Consider the following 16,827-nt stretch of genomic DNA (forward strand, 5'->3'; position numbering starts at 1 on the left):
CGCTGGTTGCAGGGGGTTGAGGCAAGTGCATTTGGGGAATGGGGTTTATGCAGTGGGTGCATGGCTTGCCTGCGATAGCGGTGGCTCAGACCGCAAAGTTCTCCAGCGAGCACACCTCGTCATCCTGCTCATCCACCTGCTTGATCTGCTCGATCATTGCCTCGGCCAACGGTGACAATCGATACCCGGCGCGGCTGACGATGCCATAGCGGGTGTAGCGCTCCTCCAGGTCTTCGGCCAGCCCCTCGATCGTCAACCGCACAAGCTCGCCCCGGGTCAGGTGCAGCGCATCGCTGTTGGCGCTGACGATGCCGATGGCGTCGGAACGCAGCACCACGCCCAGCAGGCTGTAGCCGTTCTCGCACTCGACATTGGGCGTGTAGTCGGGGCGGCCGCTGAGGTCGACGATGACCTTGCGCAGGTTCGGCGGGCGGATGGTCACGGCCAGGGGATAACTCATCAGCTCGGCAGCGCTGACAGTTTCCTGCTGGGCCAACGGGTGGCCGCTGCGGCAGCAGAAGTGCCACTTTCGCGGGCGCAGGCGGTAGGTCTGGTAGTCCGGGTTGGCTTCGAAGTGGCGGGTGTCGGCGACGAAAAACTCGAACTCTTCACTGAGCAGGCGCTTGCCCAGGCTTTGCCAGTCGTCCACCTGGAACTGCACCCGTGCCTTGGGGTAGCGCCCGATAAAACTGCCGATGGCCCGTGGCACCAACCCGGAGGCCGGTGCGGGGCCGCAACCAAAGCGCAGCTCGCCGGCTTCCAGGCCATTGAACTGGCTGATCTCGTTGGCCAACTGCTGGGCACCGCTGACCAGCCGCCGCGCATGTTCAAGCAGCACCTGGCCTTGTTTGGTCGGGGCCAGGTCCTTGCGCCCGCGATCCACCAACTGGCACCCGGCGCTGTGTTCCAGGGCCTGGATGCTGCGGCTGAAGGCCGATTGCGACAGGTTCACCGTGGCCGCGGCGGCGACAAAGCTGCGTTGTTCGGCGAGGGCGATGAAGTGGCGGAGTTGGCGCAGATCGATATGCATTTTTCACATTAAAAATATCGGGGAAATGCATTGGCTATGCATTAGGTCGACTCCTTATAAAGGCTATCTCTTATGCAGTAAAAGTTTGTAAAAACATAAATAAATAACTTTAAAGAATATGTGATTGTGCATATTCCTCGATTCCGGAGCCGCTCATGAGTGTGTCGAAGCCTGCTGTACCATCCTCTGCCTGGCGGCTCAAGCGCCTACCCCTGGCGTTATTGCTGGCGGGCAGTGCCAGTTGGTCACCGAGCCAGGCGGCTGAAGCGCCAGCACCCGCGAGTAAGGGCGAGAGCGCCAGTGGGCAATTGGAAACGGTCACCGTGACTGCACGCCGACGCACCGAAAGCGCCCAGGACGTGCCCACGCCCATGAGTGTGGTGGGTGGGCAGGCCCTGGAGAGTCAGCGAATTTATCGGATCCAGGATCTGCAACAGCTGGTGCCCAGCGTCAACGTCGCCTACATGCATGCGCGTCAATCCAGCGTGTCGATTCGCGGGCTGGGCAATAACCCGGCCAGTGACGGCCTGGAGGGTAGCGTCGGCCTGTACATCGACAACGTGTACCTCGGGCGCCCGGGCATGGCGGTGTTTGACCTGATGGACATCGAGCAGCTTGAGGTGTTGCGCGGCCCGCAAGGTACGTTGTTCGGCAAGAACACCACGGCCGGGGTCATCAATATCAGCACCCGCGCGCCAAGTTTTACCCCGGAGCGCAGCATCGAAACCTCAGTGGGCGAGGACGGTTATTTCCAGACCAAGGGCACGATTTCCGGTCCGCTCAACGATGAACTGGCCGGGCGTTTTTCCGCCTATCGCACGCGCAGCGATGGCGATATCAAGAACGAATACAACGGTCACGATCTCAATGGTGGTTCACGCCAGGGCTTTCGCGGGCAGTTGCTGTACAAGCCCAACGAGGCATTCAACCTACGCTGGATCGGCGACTACAACGAAGAAGCTTCCAGCGCCGGCACCCGTGTGTTGTACAGCACCGGGCCGACCATCAATGGCGTCAACCAATATGAGTCCAGGGCGCGGGCGGCCGGGGCGACCCTGGTCAACGGTTCCCACCGCAAGGTCAACCTGGACAACGACCAACGTGTCACGGTGTTCCAGGGCGGGACGTCCCTTGAGGCCAATTGGACCCTGCCCAGCGACTTCACCCTGACGTCGGTCAGTGCCTATCGCTGGTGGAATTTCACCCCGCGCAACGACGACGGCCTCAACGTGCCGGCGTCCTATAACGCTGGCGTGTCGGTGGAAGATAAGCAGTGGTCCCAGGAGTTCCGGCTGGCGTCACCGACCGGTGGCTTCTTCGATTACGTGCTCGGGGCCTACTACTTCGGCTCTGACCTGGACAATAAATCCTTCGCCTATTACGGGCCCCAGGCTGATATCTGGAACGGCACGCCGACAGGGGCCTTGAGCAATGTCACCAGCATTGGCAATGGGCATATCCGCACCGACAGTTTTGCCTTGTTCGCCCAAGGGACTTGGCACCTGACCGAACGCCTGGATTTCACTGCTGGCCTGCGCGGTACCTATGAAGAAAAAAGCGCCTGGGTCAGCCGCAACGCGCCAGAGGGTGGTGCAACGGTAGCCGGCGCGGCGGCTACCGCACGCCGTGGTCGTGCCGGTGCCTACGATTCCGGTGATCTCAGCCAGTACAGCACCAGCCCCTCCGGTTTACTGAACCTCAGCTACCGTTTCAGCGATGACCTGCTGGGCTATGCGACCTTGTCCCATGGCGAGAAGTCCGGCGGGGTCAACCTGGTGGTGGGCTCTGCACCGACCGCTGGTGCGGACTCACTGTTGATTGGTACCGAGCGTGCCAACAACGCCGAACTGGGTTTTAAAAGCACGCTGTGGGACCGCCGCCTGCAACTCAATGCCAACCTGTTCTGGACCCAGGTCAACGGATATCAGACCAACGCCTACGATGCCGGCAACCGCGTGCAGTACCTGACCAACGCCGGTTCCGTACGCTCCCGTGGGGTCGAGTTGGAAAGCACCCTGGTGCCGATCCGGGGGCTGACGCTGAATATCAATGGCTCGTTCAACGACGTGCGTTACCTGTCGTACAAAGATGCGCCATGCCCACCGGAAGTCAGCCTGCGCCCAGGCGCACCGGCCTCGTGCGACCTCAGCGGGCATCAAGTGGTAGGCGCCTCGAAGTGGATTGCCAACGCCAACGGTGAGTACAAGTGGAACCTGGACAACGGCTTCGAACCCTATGTCACCGCCAGCTATGCCTATCGCTCGAAGGCGGTGGGCACGGTCGAGGATTCGGACTATGGGCAGATTCCCGGTTATGGGCTGGTCAACCTGTCCACGGGTTTGCGTGGCGACTTCCAGCAGGGCCAGTGGGATGTGTCGTTGTGGCTGAAAAACGCCTTCGACAAAACCTACTACACCACCCTGTGGACAGGCGGCAACGGTGGCTATGAAGGGCTGCTGGGCACCCCGCGCACTCTGGGCGTGACCGGGCGCTACGACTTCTAGCCACCGATCCCCTGTAGGAGCGAGCTTGCTCGCGAAGAACGCCCAGACAACACGGTTAACCTGATTCTGCGCGTTATCGTTAACGTTTTTCGCGAGCAAGCTCGCTCCTACAAAAAATCAGCAAGCCGCTTTCTAGGTGGGGACTGCGGCGCTGCGGTAGGTGGCCGGGCTGAACACCCGGGTGACCACCAGCATCGCAATCACCGTCACGGTCAGCACCACCCAGGCGCTGACAAAACTGCCGGTGAGTTCGCGCAGCCAGCCGGTCATCCATGGTGACACGGCATTGATCAAGAAGCCCACGCCTTGTACGAATGCCGCCAGTTGCCCGGCTTCGCGCGGGTCGCGGCGATGGTCCAGGGTCAGCAGCAGGCTCAGGGCAAAGCACGCCCCCAGGCCGAAGCCGACCAGCGCCACCCACAGGTGTGGGTATTGCAGCGGCGCCAACAGCAGGCCGAGGTAACCCACGGTCTGAGCCAGCAAGCTGATGGTCAGCAAGGGCCGGCGATCGATGCCGCGTTGCGCCAGCGCCGGCATCAACAGCGCGGCAATCACCTGGAAAATCGTCATGAACGCCAGCAGCGAGCCGCTGGGCAGCACGCCCCAACCCAGTTGCTGGTAGTACGCCGGCAGCCACGCCACCATGCTCATATACCCGCAGTTCACCAGGCCGAAATACAGCGCCAGTAACCAGGCGCGGCGATTGCGCAGGCCTTGGAGCGGCGCCGTCACCTGTAGGTTTTTCGCCGCGCCTAACGGCAGCCATGCCCACAGCAACAAAGCGCCGAGCGCCGGCAGCAGCCAGATGCCCAGGCCGGCCTGCCAGTGCTGGAAATGGCTGGCGACCAGCGGGCTGAGCAGCGCCGCCAAACCACCGCCACCCATCAACGAGGCCGAATACACCCCCATCGCCAGCGGCACCCGCTGGTGAAACTGACGCTTGATCATCGCCGGCACCAGCGCCTGGATCAGCGCCACGCCAGCCCCGCCCAGCAGCGCCGTGGCCAGCAATGCGGGCGCCTGTGCCAGCAGCCAGCGCGCCAGGCACGCCAGCAGAATCATCATCAAACCCAGGGCGATCCCGCGTCGTTCGCCCAACTGCGCTTCGACCCGGATGCCCACCAGCGCCACCAACCCCATGCACACCACCGGTAGGCTGGTGAGCAAGGCACTGCTCTGGAAACTCAGGCCGGTAGCCAGGCGGATTTCCCCGAGCAATGGGCTGATCGAGCTGAGAATCGGCCGCAGGTTCAGGCCCAGCACCACCAGCAGGCCCCAGCCGGCGAGGGATTTATTGAGCGTCATGCAAAGCCTTCCAGTGCGCATAAAGCGTTTGCATTGCCGCTTGTGGCAGGTGCTGTACGGGCAGTTTCTGCGCGGCCAGCGGTAGCGCCACTTGCTGGTAAATCGCCGCAGTCGACAGACCGAAAGGCGCCGCCATTTCATTGCTCGCGGCAAACACCACGCGGGACACACCACACAAGTACATTGCCCCCAGGCACATCGGGCACGGTTGGCCGCTGGCGTAGATCACGCAGCCCTCAAGGCTGGTGCCGAGGGTTTGGCTGGCCGTGCGAATGGCGAGCATCTCGGCGTGGGCGGTAGGGTCCTGGCTGAGGTGAATCTCGTTGACCGCTTCCGCCCGCACTTCACCCTCCTTGACCAGGACTGCGCCAAACGGCCGTCCGCCGCGGGCCACGTTGCCCTGCGCCAGGGCGACGGCACGTTGCAGCCAGGTTTGATCGTGCTGTGGGCTCATTGGGCACCTGCTTCTTTCAGAAGTTTGGCGATGGCAACCTGGCCACGTTTTTGCGCCTGTTGCAGCGGGCTGACGCCGTTGCGATCAGGCAGGTTCACGTCGGCGCCCGCGGCGATCAACAGGGCGACGATCTGCTGGTGCGGCGGCCCGCCGTCCGAAAGCACGATGGCCTCCATCAGGCCGGTCCAGCCCAGGCGGTTGACATGGTTGACGTCGACGCCGGCATCGATCAACAGGCGCACAGTCTGCACGTGCCCACGTTCACATGCTGGAATAAGGGCGGTGCCGCCGTAGCGATTGGTGCTCTTGAGGTCGGCGCCATGGGCCAGGGTCATGGCCAGGATTTCAGTGTGGCCGCTGGCACCGGCCAGCAGGTAAGGGCTGTCTTGCATCAGGTTCTTGCGGTTCACGTCGGCCCCGGCCTCGATCAGGACGCGGGCGATATCGACGCGATTGGCCTCGGTGGCCAGTAACAATGGAGTGCTGCCGTCGATGGCGCGGGCATCCCGATCGGCGCCCTTGGCCAGCAGTTGCTCGACCTGGGGCAACTGCCCGGCGCGTACGGCATCGAGCAGGCTTTTTTCGGCAGCCATAGTGCTACTTGCCACTATCAAACCCAGCGTCAGAACGGCCGTTTTGAAAGGAATACGCCATGCCATGAGAACCTCGTTTCAGTGCAATGAGCAGGAAGTATGGCCACCGGCTGGGGTATTCTGAAATTAAATATAACCATGCCAACCAGTGGATAATGCGATGGTGATGCCCATGTTCGATCCCGTGCTGTTGCGCAGTTTTATCGCCGTCGTCGATTGCGCGAACTTCACTCGTGCGGCCGAGCGGTTGCACCTGACTCAATCCACGGTCAGCCAGCAGATCCGCCGTCTGGAAGACAGCACCGGATGCCAGTTGCTTGACCGCGACCAGCGCCGGGTGGTGGCGACGGTCGAGGGTGAGCGCTTGCTGGCCTATGCGCGGCGCATCCTGGCGCTCAATGAAGAAGCCGCCGACGTGCTGATCAACCAGCAGAGCGATGGCGTGCTGCGCCTGGGCGTGCCTGAAGACTTCGCCGCCGAGCGCTTGATGCCGTTGCTTTCGGCGTTTGTCGTGGCCTATCCACGGGTGCGCCTGGAGGTCACCAGCGGCCTGGGGCCGGCGCTGCTGCGCCAGTATCGCGGCGGTGAGTTCGATGTGTTGCTGGTCAAGCAGATGGGCGATAGCGACGACTGCCTGGCCTCCTGGCCGGAGCCATTGTGCTGGGTCGACAGCCGCCGCATGCCAGCCCGGGCCGCGACCCATTGCCGTTGGTGGCGTTCCCGGTGGGCGGCCTGTACCGCAATGAAATGCTCCAGCACCTGGAGGTGGGTGGCTGGCGTTGGCGCATTGGCTATTCCAGTGCGAGCCTGGCCAGTGTGTGTTCGGCGGTGGCGGCGGGGTTGGGCATCAGCCTGTTGCCGGAGCGGGTGGTGCAGGCCGGGCATGTGGTGCTCGGCGCCGACAGCGGTTTACCCGCAGTGCAGGGCGTGCGGCTGGCGCTGTATGGGCGCAATGGGATGGGGGCGGCGGGGCAGAGCCTGCAGCGTCAATTGTGGGATTTATGCGAGGCCAACCCGCGCTGAGGCCATGCCCTTGAGGAATATTTTGCATGCCTGCAAGGCATCATGATTTTGCCTCTCGCCGCCAGGCCACGTGGGGCGTGGCTTTAGCGGATCCGATGATTTTTCATATTCCCGTTTGGTCTATGTATAACTTTAAAGATTACTTTAAGAGATAAGCGTCTGCCCCCGATGATTCAGCTCTCGACGGTTGCCCCGCAGGCCCGTCGGTTTTTTCGCTGAAGAAAGCAGGGAGTTAATCAATGGGCAATGTCCAGACCGCCGTCAGTGCACATGAGGCGCAGTGGCGCCAGGCACCGAGTGGTGAGTTGGTCGACCTTGGCCGGCCGCACCGCGCGCCCTTGGGGCAGTTGCGTTTGCAGAAACCCCCCAAGGGGATCTTGAGCCGGCGTGAAGGCATTTTGTTGGGCCTGCTGGCGCTGGCGCTGCATGGCGCGGTGATCTATTGGGTCAGCCAGAAACCGCTGCCGGTGCTGCCGATTGTGCCGCCGGAAATTCCACCGATGACCATCGAGTTTTCCCAGCCGGCGCCGCCGGTGGTGGAGCCGCCACCGCCTGTACCGCCGCCTGCGGTCGTGGAACCACCGCCACCTGTGGTGGATGAGTTGGCGGCCAAGCCGGCGCCACCCAAGCCGATTCCAAAGCCCAAGCCCAAACCGGTGCCCAAGCCCGAACCCAAGCCGGTCGAACAGCCACCTGCGCCGCCTGTGCCTGCACCGCCCGCACCCAAGCCGGCACCCCCTGCGCCCGCGCCGGTAACCCCAGCTTCGGCCAACGCCGCGTACCTGAAGAACCCGGCGCCCGAGTATCCCTCACTGGCCCAGCGCCGTGGTTGGGAAGGCACGGTGTTGCTGCGGGTGCATGTATTGGCCAGCGGCAAGCCCGGTGAAATCCAGGTGCACAAGAGCAGCGGTCGCCAGCAACTCGACGACGCCGCACTGACCGCCGTGAAGCGCTGGAGCTTCGTCCCGGCCAAGCAGGGCGACGTGGCGCAAGACGGCTGGGTCAGCGTGCCCATCGATTTCAAGATTCATTGAGCCTGTGCTCGACACTTTATCGCTTACACCGAGGACCACATCATGACGTTACTGGCATCTCCACTTGAATCCATCGAAAGCGCGGTGATCTGGCTGCTGGTGGTTTTTTCCGTCGCCACCTGGGGCCTGGCCCTGCTCAAGGGCGTGCAGTTCGGCCGCCTCAAGGCTCAGGATCGCAAGTTCCACAAACAGTTCTGGGCGGCGTCGAGTCTCGATTCGGCCGCCGAGCTGAGCGAAACCCACCCCGGCGCTGCCGCTCGTGTGGCCCAGGCCGGTTACGCCGCGATCCAGGTGGGCGATGCACCGCACGCCGCAGACTTGAGCCAGGCGATCAACCATCAGGACCGCCTGGAACGTGCCCTGCGCCAGCAGATCGTGCGTGAACGGCGCTCCCTGGAAACCGGCCTGGCGGTGGTCGCGAGCATCGGCAGTACTTCGCCGTTTATTGGTCTGTTCGGCACGGTGTGGGGGATCATGGAAGCGTTGAAAGGCATCAGCGCTGCCGGCTCCGCCAGCCTCGAAACCGTGGCCGGTCCGATTGGCGCGGCGTTGGTCGCGACTGGTGTGGGGATCGCCGTCGCCGTGCCGGCAGTGCTGGTCTACAACTACTTCCTGCGTCGCCTGAAGCTGACCGCTGCCGACCTGGATGACTTCGCCCATGACTTCTACAGCCTGGCGCAGAAAAATGCGTTCCGCGTGCTGGTCCACCCGGCGCTGCACAAAAACACCGCCCAGGGCAGCGCGCAAAAAGTGAAGGAGGCGTCCTGATATGGCCTTCTCCACCCAAGACAGCGACGAGGTACTGAGTGAGATCAACGTCACGCCCCTGGTGGATGTGATGCTGGTACTGCTGGTGGTGTTTATCGTCACCGCCCCACTGCTGACCAATGCGATCCCGATCAACCTGCCCAAGACCGAAGCCGTGGCCCCGGTGGAGCAGAAAGACCCGCTGGTGGTGAGCATCGACGGCGCCGGCAAAGTGTTTATCAACAAGGATGAAATCCAGCCGGACCTGCTGGAATTCAACCTGCAGGCCGCCAAGGCGAAGGACCCGCAGGTGCGGGTACAGCTGCAGGCTGACGATGGCGTGAACTATGGCGAAGTAGCTCGGGCCATGGCGTCGATTGAGCGAGCGGGGATTACCAAGCTGTCGGTGATTACTGCGCGTTAGTGTCAAAAGCCTCGACAATTTTTTGGCCGTCTCCTTGGCAGGGTGCGGCCTTTTTTTGCCTGGGATTTAAGTTACGGCACAAAAAATTATGGGAGTGAGCTCATGTGGGAGCGGGCTTGCTCGCGAAGACGTCGGCCCAGCAAACATTGATGTTGCCTGACCCACTGCTTTCGCGAGCAAGCCCGCTCCCACATTATTTGATCGATGTGGCTGTGTTTTTGGTTATTAATAAATAGCTTCTTATTCCTTAACGAATATATGCCCCATCCCTATACTGGTCAGCAACGTTAAACGCTGCAGGAGGGCACACCCATGCACAGCGAGTTGATCCGTTACCTGATCGTGCCGGGCTGGCAAGGATCGCCAGAAGATCATTGGCAAACCCATTGGCAGAACAGCCTGCCCAACAGCGCTCGCGTGGAGCAGGCCGACTGGCTGACCCCACGCCGCGAAGATTGGGTGGCGGCCTTGGCCGAAGCCATTGCGGCCGACAGCACTCCGGTGATCCTTATCGCCCATAGCCTGGGTTGCATCACCGTGGCGCACTGGGCGGCCAGCGCGCCGTTGCAGTTCCTGCGCCAGGTGCGTGGTGCCTTGCTGGTGGCCCCGGCGGATGTCGAGCGCCCCGCATGTGCGCCGGCATTGCGCAACTTTGCACCGATTCCCCGTGACCTGTTGCCGTTTCCCAGCCAGGTCGTCAGCTCCGACAACGACAGTGCAGTCAGCGCCCCTCGGGCCCTGGAACTGGCGCGTCACTGGGGGGCGGAAGCCGGGATTCTCGCAGGCGCCGGGCATATCAACGTGAAGTCCGGCCACCAGCGCTGGGAGCAGGGTTTCGCCTACCTCTATCGTCTGCAAAACCGTCTGGAGCATCACTCCCGGCGCCGCGCCTAATATCTTTTCAACGCCCCGTCCCTATGAGTGGAATTGGGGCGGGAGCCTGCCATGAGCCTGCATGAAACCTTTGGCCAGCCACTGCTGACCTTCCCCGACGCTGAAAAAAGCCCCCTGAGCATTCGCGCCAAGGCGCTGGTGTTTGTCGACCCCCGTTCAAGGCAACTGCGCGAAGACCTCGAAAGCCTGGCCCCGCGTGCCTTGCCGGTGTTGATTCGTGGCGAAACCGGTAGCGGCAAGGAATTGCTGGCGCGCCATATCCATCGCGGCAGTGACCGCAGCGGCCTGTTTGTTTCGGTCAACTGCGGCGCGATCAGCCCTACCTACGCCGATGCCGAATTGTTTGGCTATGCCGCCGGCAGCCACAACGGCGCCGCCAGCAGCCGGGCTGGCTGGTTCGGCTCGGCCAACGGCGGCACCTTGTACCTCGATGAGATCGGCGACTTGCCGTTGCCGATCCAGATCAAGCTGCTCGCCGCCCTGGAAAACCACGAAGTCACCCGCGTCGGCGCCCATCAACCGAGCCCGGTGGATGTGCGTCTGGTTGCCGCCACCAGCATCGACCTGGCCCAGGCCGTGGCGGTCGGAAAATTCCATGAGCGCCTGTTCCATTACCTCAGCGAAGGCCAACTGGAACTGCCGGCGCTGCGCGAGCGGGTGGGTGACATCCTGTCGTTGGCCGAGTACTTCCTGGGCATCTACAGCCAGCGCCTGGACTTGCCGGTGCCGTTGATCAGCGAGGCCGCGCAGCAGGTGCTGGAGCAGCACAGCTGGCCGGGCAATACCCGGGAACTGGAGAACGTGATCCACTTTGCGCTGCTGGTCAGCAGTGGCGATGAGATCTTGCCGGAGCATTTGAACCTGCCGGTGGCCTCGGTGGTACAGATTGAGCAGCAGGTGCGTCAGATCCTGAGCAGCGGCAGCGAAGTCGAGCGCATAGCGTTGACGCGTCTGTTTCAAGGCTTAGGCTCTGTATGAACAAAATGGAATATCAACGTGAATAAAAGGTATTGTTCGGGAATAAAAAATATCGGTATTGTCACTTTCACGCCGCGATAGCACATCGCTGGCACTCCCCTATAAGAAGTGGCCGTCACCGACGTCCCGGATTTTCGATTAAGGACACTGCATGAAAAAGGTTCTGTTGTTCACCGCACTGGCGGCTGCCCTGACTGCCGGTATCGCTCAAGCCAACGAAAAACTGGTGATCGCGGCCACGCCGGTGCCGCACGCCGAGATCCTTGAGCTGATCAAGCCGACCCTGGCCAAAGAAGGCGTGGACCTGGAAATCAAGGTCTTCACCGACTACGTGCAGCCGAACGTGCAAGTGGCCGAGAAGCGCCTGGACGCCAACTACTTCCAGACCCTGCCGTACCTGCAGAACTTCAACAAGGGTAAAGGCACCAACCTGGTCACCGTGGTTGGCGTGCACGTTGAACCGTTCGGCGGCTACTCGAAAAAGATCAAGAAAATCGAAGACCTGAAAGATGGTGCCACTGTTGCCATTCCCAACGAAGGCTCCAATAGCGGTCGTGCCCTGTTGCTGCTGCAGAAGGCCGGTGTGATCACCCTCAAAGACCCGACCAATGCCCTGTCCACGCCAAAAGACATCGCCAGCAACCCGAAGAACCTGAAGTTCAAGGAGCTGGAGTCGGCCCTGCTGCCGCGTGTCCTGGACCAGGTTGACCTGGACATGATCAACACCAACTACGCCCTGGAAGCCGGCCTGAACCCGGCCAAGGATGCGCTGATCATTGAATCGTCCGATTCGCCGTACGTGAACTTCCTGGTAGCCCGTCCAGACAACAAGGACAGTGCCGCCATCCAGAAACTGTCCAAGGCCCTGACCAGCCCTGAAGTCAAAGCCTTCATCGAGCAGAAGTACAAAGGCGCGGTGGTGCCGGCGTTCTGATTGAGCAAACCCCCTTCAAGGTTTGAACGCCGACGGCTGATATAGCGTTGGCGTTTTTTATTGGGCAATGATGGTCAAAATTGTGGGAGCTGGGCTTGCCCGCGATGCAGGCACCTCGGTGTGTCAGTGACACAGAGGTGATGCTATCGCGGGCAAGCCCGGCTCCCACACAAGCCCGCTCCCACATGGGTGGGTGTTATGCCTGTTAATCCCGGCTGTTGATCGCCCGGCGCAACGCCACCAACCACTTCACCAATTCCTGCGGATCAATCGGTTTCGCCTCGCTCATCTGTCATTCCCTCGCTGGTTAAATGGCCCTCAGTCTGGCCATGCGCTGTCCATCCCTGTCGTTCAGCGCTGAAAAATAGACCCTTCCTACACGCCCCAGAACCATAGCTGTCATCTGCCAACCCGGCGAACCCACAGGTTAGTTTTTTGGGTGATATCAATATGCTATTTCGGTATTTAAATTTTATTTTTTATACCTTTAAAGTCAGCGCTTCGCGACGTTACCCACGTCGAACCGGACTGCGTTTACGCCGCATTACCCCTGCGGCGCCCAGGACTAGAAATGACCTTCGATTACGCTTTTATCCTCAGCACCCTGCCGGCGTTTCTCAAGGCCGTGGGGGTGACCTTGCAAGTGGGTTTGATCGCCATTGCCACCTCGCTGCTGGTGGCGCTGATCAACTCGGCCTTGCTGGTGTTTCGCACCCCGTACCTGTCGCGCCTGGTGGCGCTGTACGTGGAGTTGGCGCGTAACACGCCGCTGCTGATCCAGCTGTTCTTCGTGTACTTCGCCCTGCCGGCCCTGGGCTTCAATATCTCCGGGTTCTGGGCGGCGATCATCACCATGACCTTCCTCGGCGGTGCCTACCTCACTGAAGTGCTGCGTGCCGGGGTGGAAGCGGTGCCGCTGGCGCAGATCGAGTCGGGCAAGTCCATCGGTCTGTCCGACTGGCAACTGCTGCGCCATGTGATCCTGCCCCAGGCCGGGATCCTCAGCCTGCCGGCGCTGTTTGCCAATTTCATTTTCCTGCTCAAGGAGACCACGGTGGTCTCGGCAGTGGCAGTGCCGGAGATTCTCTACACCACCAAAAGCTACATCGCCCTCTACTACAAGACTTACGAAATGCTCGCCGTGCTCACGCTGATTTGCGTGCTGTTGTTCTTGCCGCTGTCGCTGTTGCTCAGCCGCCTGGAAAGGAGGCTCCAGCATGGCCAGTTCGGGTCTTGAGTTGTTGTGGGTGTCGTTGCCGCAACTGGGCAAGGGGGCCGCGCAAACCCTGTCGATTTCCTTTTTGAGCATCGCCTTCAGCACGGTTGGCGGGGTGTTGTATGGGGTGCTGCGCACCTTGAATGTGCGCGCGATCAACCTGCTGCTGCGTATTTACCTGGAGTTGTTCCGCGCGATTCCGGTGCTGGTGTGGCTGTATCTGCTGTTCTTTGGCCTGCCGATTTTCACCGGCCTGAGCATCCCCAGTTTCTGGTGCGCGGTGCTGGTGCTGTCGCTGTGGGGCGCCAGTGAAGTGGGTGAAGTGGTGCGCGGCGCCTTGCATTCGCTGCCGCGCGGGCAGCGGGAGGCGGGCCTGTCGATTGGCTTGTCGGCGCCGCAGCTCTACGGCTACGTGCTGTTGCCCCAGGCGCTCAAGCGCATGACGCCGCCGACCATCAACGTCTACACGCGGATCATCAAGACCAGTTCCCTGGCAGTGCTGATCGGCGTGGTGGACGTGATCAAGGTCGGCCAGCAAATCATCGAGCGCACCTATGAGTCGGTGTTGATCTACGGCGCGCTGTTCCTGTTTTTCTTCTTTATCTGCTACCCGTTGTCAGCCGCCTCCAAGGTGCTGGAACGGCGCTGGGCCCAAGCATGAGCGCATTGATCGAGTTCCAGGGTTTCAACAAGTTCTTTGGCGAACAGCAGGTGCTCAACGGCATCGACCTGAGCGTGCAAAGCGGTGAAGTGGTGGTAATCCTCGGCCCCAGCGGCTGCGGTAAAAGCACCTTGCTGCGCTGCCTCAATGGCCTGGAAGTGGCCCACAGCGGCAGCCTGCGGTTTGCCGGCAAAGAGCTGCTGGATAAACACACCGACTGGCGCCAGGTGCGCCAGGATGTGGGCATGGTGTTCCAGAGTTATCACCTGTTCCCCCATATGAGCGTGCTCGACAACATCCTGCTGGGCCCGCTGAAAGTGCAAAAACGCGAACCCCGCGAAGCCCGTGAGCAGGCGGAAAAACTGCTGGAGCGGGTAGGGCTCGCCGACAAGCGCGATGCGTTCCCGCGTCAGTTGTCTGGTGGTCAGCAGCAACGCATCGCCATCGTCCGCTCGTTGTGCATGAACCCTCAGGTCATGCTGTTTGATGAAGTCACCGCCGCCCTTGACCCGGAAATGGTCAAGGAAGTGCTGGAGGTGATCCAGGACCTGGCGCGCGATGGCATGACCCTGCTGATCGTCACCCATGAAATGGCCTTCGCCCGTGCCGTCGCCGACCGCGTGGTGTTTATGGAGGCCGGCCGCATCCTCGAACACAACACCCCCGAGGCATTCTTTACGAACCCGCAGACCGCACGCGCGCAGCAGTTCCTGGAGAAGTTCTCCTTTGTTTCAACACTGCCCAAGAAAATCAAGGAACTGGAGCTGTCATGAAAACTGCCAAGTTGTTACTGCCGCTGCTCGGCCTCGCCTTACTGGCCGGCTGCAACAAAACTGAAGAACCGGCCAAACCCGCCGCTGCCGCGCCGGCGGCGGTGAGCTATATCGACAAGATCAAGGCCCGCGACAAGCTGATCGTCGGCGTGTTCACCGATAAACCGCCGTTTGGCTTTGTCGATGAAGCCGGGCGCTATGTGGGCTTTGATACCGATATCGGCCGCCAGTTTGCCAAGGACCTGCTGGGCGACGAAAACAAGGTCGAGTTCGTGGCCGTGGAGCCGGCCAGCCGCATCCCGTTCCTGCAGAGCGACAAGGTCGACCTGATCCTCGCCAACATGACCGTGACCCCGGAGCGCAAGGAAGCGGTGGAATTCACCAACCCCAACCTGAAAGTCGCGGTCCAGGCCCTGGTGCCTAACGACAGCACGGTGAAAAGCCTCGACGACCTGGCGACCCGCACCACCATCGTCACCACCGGCACCACCGCCGATATCTGGCTGACCAAGAACCACCCGGACTGGAAACTGCTCAAGTTCGAAAAAAACTCCGAGTCGCTGCAAGCGCTGTCGGCCGGGCGTGGCGATGCCTATGCCCAGGACAACCTAGTGCTGTTCAGCTGGGCCAAGCAGAACCCGGGCTACCGCGTGCTGGAAGAAAAACTGGGCGATGAAGCGCCGATTGCGCCGGCGGTGAAGAAGGGCAATATCGAACTGCGCGACTGGGTGAATGCCGAGTTGGCGAAGTTGGGTGAAGAGAAGTTCTTGCTCAAGCTGTATGACCAGTACGTGCGTAAAGAACTGAGCGATGACACCAAGCCTGAGAGTGTGATTGTTGAAGGCGGTAAGTGGCAGGGTTGAATCTGCGCTGAATGATCCACCGCTATCGCAGGCAAGCCCGCTCCCACAGGAGAATGCATTCCAAATGTGGGAGCGGGCTTGCCCGCGATGGCGGCAGTACAGGCGCCGCCTACTGAGGCCAATGCCAAGCCGGCTCATCCAGCACCCGCTGCCCCACAATCTGCGTCTGCCCTAGCACCTTCTCCAACACAATCGAATTGCACCCCTCATCCTGCTGCAACGCTGCGATCAAGCGGCTGGCATGGGACACCACCCACACCTGGCAGTGCTTGGATGCCTGGATAATCAGGCGCGCCAAGGCCGGCAGTAGATCCGGGTGCAGGCTGGTTTCCGGCTCGTTGAGCACCATCATCGTTGGCGGGCGCGGCGTCAGCAGCGCGGCGATCAGCAGCAGGTAGCGCAAGGTGCCGTCCGATAGCTCCGCCGCCGACAGTGGCCGCAGCAAGCCTTCCTGATAGAACTCAATGGCAAAACGTCCGCCGCGCAATGGCTCGATATGCAAACGCGCGCCGGGAAACGCATCGCTCACCGCCTGTTGCAAGGCTTCGGGATCGCCGATTTCGCGGATGGTCTGTAGCGCCGCCGCCAGGTCACGGCCGTCGTGATGCAGGACCGGTGTGTGCGTGCCCAACTGCGGCTGGCGCACGGGTGCATCGGCGTCGCTGCGAAAGTGATCATAAAAGCGCCAGCCGCGAATGCTTTCGCGCAGCATCAGCACCTCCGGCGAGCCGCGCAGGCTGCCGACTTGATCAAACAGGCTGTGGTAGTTGGGCGTGTGCTGGGCCAGTACATCCCAGGCGCGGCCGGCACGGGCACGGACCATCGGCCCGGAGCGCTGCACCAACAGACTGGCCGGGCGATAGACATGGCCGGCCCAGATGCATTCTTTCTTGATCTCGGGATCCAGGGAAAAATATGACGCGCTGGGTTCTGGCAAGCCCAGGGAGATCGCGTAGCTGAAATCCTCCCCGGCAAACCCCAGGCGCAGGCGCTTGGCGCCACTGCGTACGCTCAGTTGCACGGCGACTTCGCCATTGAGCATGCGTCGGCTGATATTTTCTGGGCCGGCCCAGAAGGTTGAATCCAGTCCACCTTCGCGGGCCAGGGCATTGATCACACCGCCCTGGGCGGTTTCCGCCAACAGGCGCAAGGCGCGGTACAGGTTGGATTTGCCGCTGCCATTGGGGCCGGTGATCAGGTTCAGCCGATCCAGCGGTACCACCAATTTATTGATCGAGCGGTAATTGGCCACCGCTAAGGTTTTCAGCATCAAGGGCGTTCCCGGCCTGTGTAGACCGCCATCTTACCCTGTAGGAGCCGGCTTGCCGGCGATCAACCGACGCCATGTAATTCACATAGGCGAAGGCGGAACCCTGAACTAAGCTCACAGTCGC

The 16,827-nt window shown here is 61.5% G+C and carries 16 protein-coding genes and 1 pseudogene; 12 read left to right on the forward strand and 5 right to left on the reverse strand.

Translation table 11 applies throughout. The features are described 5' to 3' along the window. Positions 1–85: 85 nt before the first annotated feature. Positions 86–1,030: a LysR family transcriptional regulator gene (locus FJD34_RS20000; protein ID WP_032856545.1), complete on the reverse strand. Its 945-nt coding sequence runs from the start codon at positions 1,028–1,030 to the stop codon at positions 86–88. Between the two features lie 155 nt (positions 1,031–1,185). Between FJD34_RS20000 and FJD34_RS20005 the strand changes: the two genes are divergently transcribed. Next, complete coding sequence (locus tag FJD34_RS20005) at positions 1,186–3,534, forward strand: TonB-dependent receptor (RefSeq protein ID WP_065944458.1); 2,349 nt, start codon at positions 1,186–1,188, stop codon at positions 3,532–3,534. A 132-nt stretch (positions 3,535–3,666) separates the two neighbouring features. Here FJD34_RS20005 and FJD34_RS20010 read toward each other — a convergent pair whose 3' ends face one another. The 3 genes from FJD34_RS20010 to FJD34_RS20020 are packed head-to-tail and all read right to left on the reverse strand — an operon-like array spanning position 3,667 to position 5,886. Beyond that, positions 3,667–4,839 (reverse strand): CynX/NimT family MFS transporter, encoded by a 1,173-nt coding sequence (locus tag FJD34_RS20010; RefSeq protein ID WP_090292675.1) that lies wholly within the window; start codon positions 4,837–4,839, stop codon positions 3,667–3,669. Then, on the reverse strand, positions 4,826–5,293 hold the full coding sequence (locus FJD34_RS20015; protein WP_065944460.1) for a nucleoside deaminase: 468 nt from the start codon (positions 5,291–5,293) through the stop codon (positions 4,826–4,828). The genes FJD34_RS20010 and FJD34_RS20015 overlap by 14 nt, the downstream gene beginning before the upstream one ends. Then, positions 5,290–5,886 carry an ankyrin repeat domain-containing protein gene (locus FJD34_RS20020; RefSeq protein WP_223232736.1) on the reverse strand — a complete coding sequence of 199 codons (597 nt, stop codon included), beginning with the start codon at positions 5,884–5,886 and terminating at the stop codon, positions 5,290–5,292. The genes FJD34_RS20015 and FJD34_RS20020 overlap by 4 nt, the downstream gene beginning before the upstream one ends. 172 nt (positions 5,887–6,058) lie before the next feature. Between FJD34_RS20020 and FJD34_RS20025 the strand changes: the two are divergent. From FJD34_RS20025 to FJD34_RS20075, 11 genes and pseudogenes are all read left to right on the forward strand, one after another. Next, a pseudogene (locus tag FJD34_RS20025) lies at positions 6,059–6,909 on the forward strand (LysR family transcriptional regulator). A gap of 239 nt (positions 6,910–7,148) precedes the next feature. Further along, positions 7,149–7,943 carry an energy transducer TonB gene (locus FJD34_RS20030; protein WP_090292676.1) on the forward strand — a complete coding sequence of 265 codons (795 nt, stop codon included), beginning with the start codon at positions 7,149–7,151 and terminating at the stop codon, positions 7,941–7,943. Positions 7,944–7,985: 42 nt separating this feature from the next. Beyond that, positions 7,986–8,711 (forward strand): MotA/TolQ/ExbB proton channel family protein, encoded by a 726-nt coding sequence (locus FJD34_RS20035; protein WP_032856551.1) that lies wholly within the window; start codon positions 7,986–7,988, stop codon positions 8,709–8,711. A 1-nt stretch (position 8,712) separates the two neighbouring features. Further along, positions 8,713–9,114, forward strand: a complete 402-nt coding sequence (locus tag FJD34_RS20040) for an ExbD/TolR family protein (RefSeq protein ID WP_032856552.1) — start codon at positions 8,713–8,715, stop codon at positions 9,112–9,114. A 312-nt stretch (positions 9,115–9,426) separates the two neighbouring features. Then, positions 9,427–10,008, forward strand: coding sequence for an alpha/beta hydrolase (locus tag FJD34_RS20045; protein ID WP_065944464.1), 582 nt, complete (start codon positions 9,427–9,429; stop codon positions 10,006–10,008). 51 nt (positions 10,009–10,059) lie between these two features. Next, positions 10,060–10,986: a sigma 54-interacting transcriptional regulator gene (locus FJD34_RS20050; protein WP_032856554.1), complete on the forward strand. Its 927-nt coding sequence runs from the start codon at positions 10,060–10,062 to the stop codon at positions 10,984–10,986. A 151-nt stretch (positions 10,987–11,137) separates the two neighbouring features. Beyond that, positions 11,138–11,920 (forward strand): MetQ/NlpA family ABC transporter substrate-binding protein, encoded by a 783-nt coding sequence (locus tag FJD34_RS20055; RefSeq protein WP_032856555.1) that lies wholly within the window; start codon positions 11,138–11,140, stop codon positions 11,918–11,920. Positions 11,921–12,491: 571 nt separating this feature from the next. Next, entirely contained in the window at positions 12,492–13,157 is a 666-nt protein-coding gene (locus FJD34_RS20060) for an amino acid ABC transporter permease (RefSeq protein ID WP_032856556.1), read from the forward strand. Continuing rightward, positions 13,138–13,797, forward strand: coding sequence for an amino acid ABC transporter permease (locus FJD34_RS20065; protein WP_065944467.1), 660 nt, complete (start codon positions 13,138–13,140; stop codon positions 13,795–13,797). The genes FJD34_RS20060 and FJD34_RS20065 overlap by 20 nt, the downstream gene beginning before the upstream one ends. Beyond that, complete coding sequence (locus FJD34_RS20070; RefSeq protein ID WP_065944468.1) at positions 13,794–14,570, forward strand: amino acid ABC transporter ATP-binding protein; 777 nt, start codon at positions 13,794–13,796, stop codon at positions 14,568–14,570. The genes FJD34_RS20065 and FJD34_RS20070 overlap by 4 nt, the downstream gene beginning before the upstream one ends. Continuing rightward, positions 14,567–15,433 (forward strand): transporter substrate-binding domain-containing protein, encoded by an 867-nt coding sequence (locus FJD34_RS20075; RefSeq protein ID WP_032856559.1) that lies wholly within the window; start codon positions 14,567–14,569, stop codon positions 15,431–15,433. Before FJD34_RS20070 ends, FJD34_RS20075 begins: the two co-directional genes overlap by 4 nt. A 109-nt stretch (positions 15,434–15,542) precedes the next feature. On the opposite strand, the gene FJD34_RS20080 is transcribed toward FJD34_RS20075, so the two are convergent. Then, a complete protein-coding gene (locus tag FJD34_RS20080) occupies positions 15,543–16,703 on the reverse strand; it encodes an AAA family ATPase (protein WP_032856560.1) in 1,161 nt (386 codons plus the stop codon). Positions 16,704–16,827 lie beyond the last annotated feature (124 nt).

The organism is Pseudomonas brenneri (assembly GCF_007858285.1).
Classification (GTDB): domain Bacteria; phylum Pseudomonadota; class Gammaproteobacteria; order Pseudomonadales; family Pseudomonadaceae; genus Aquipseudomonas; species Aquipseudomonas brenneri.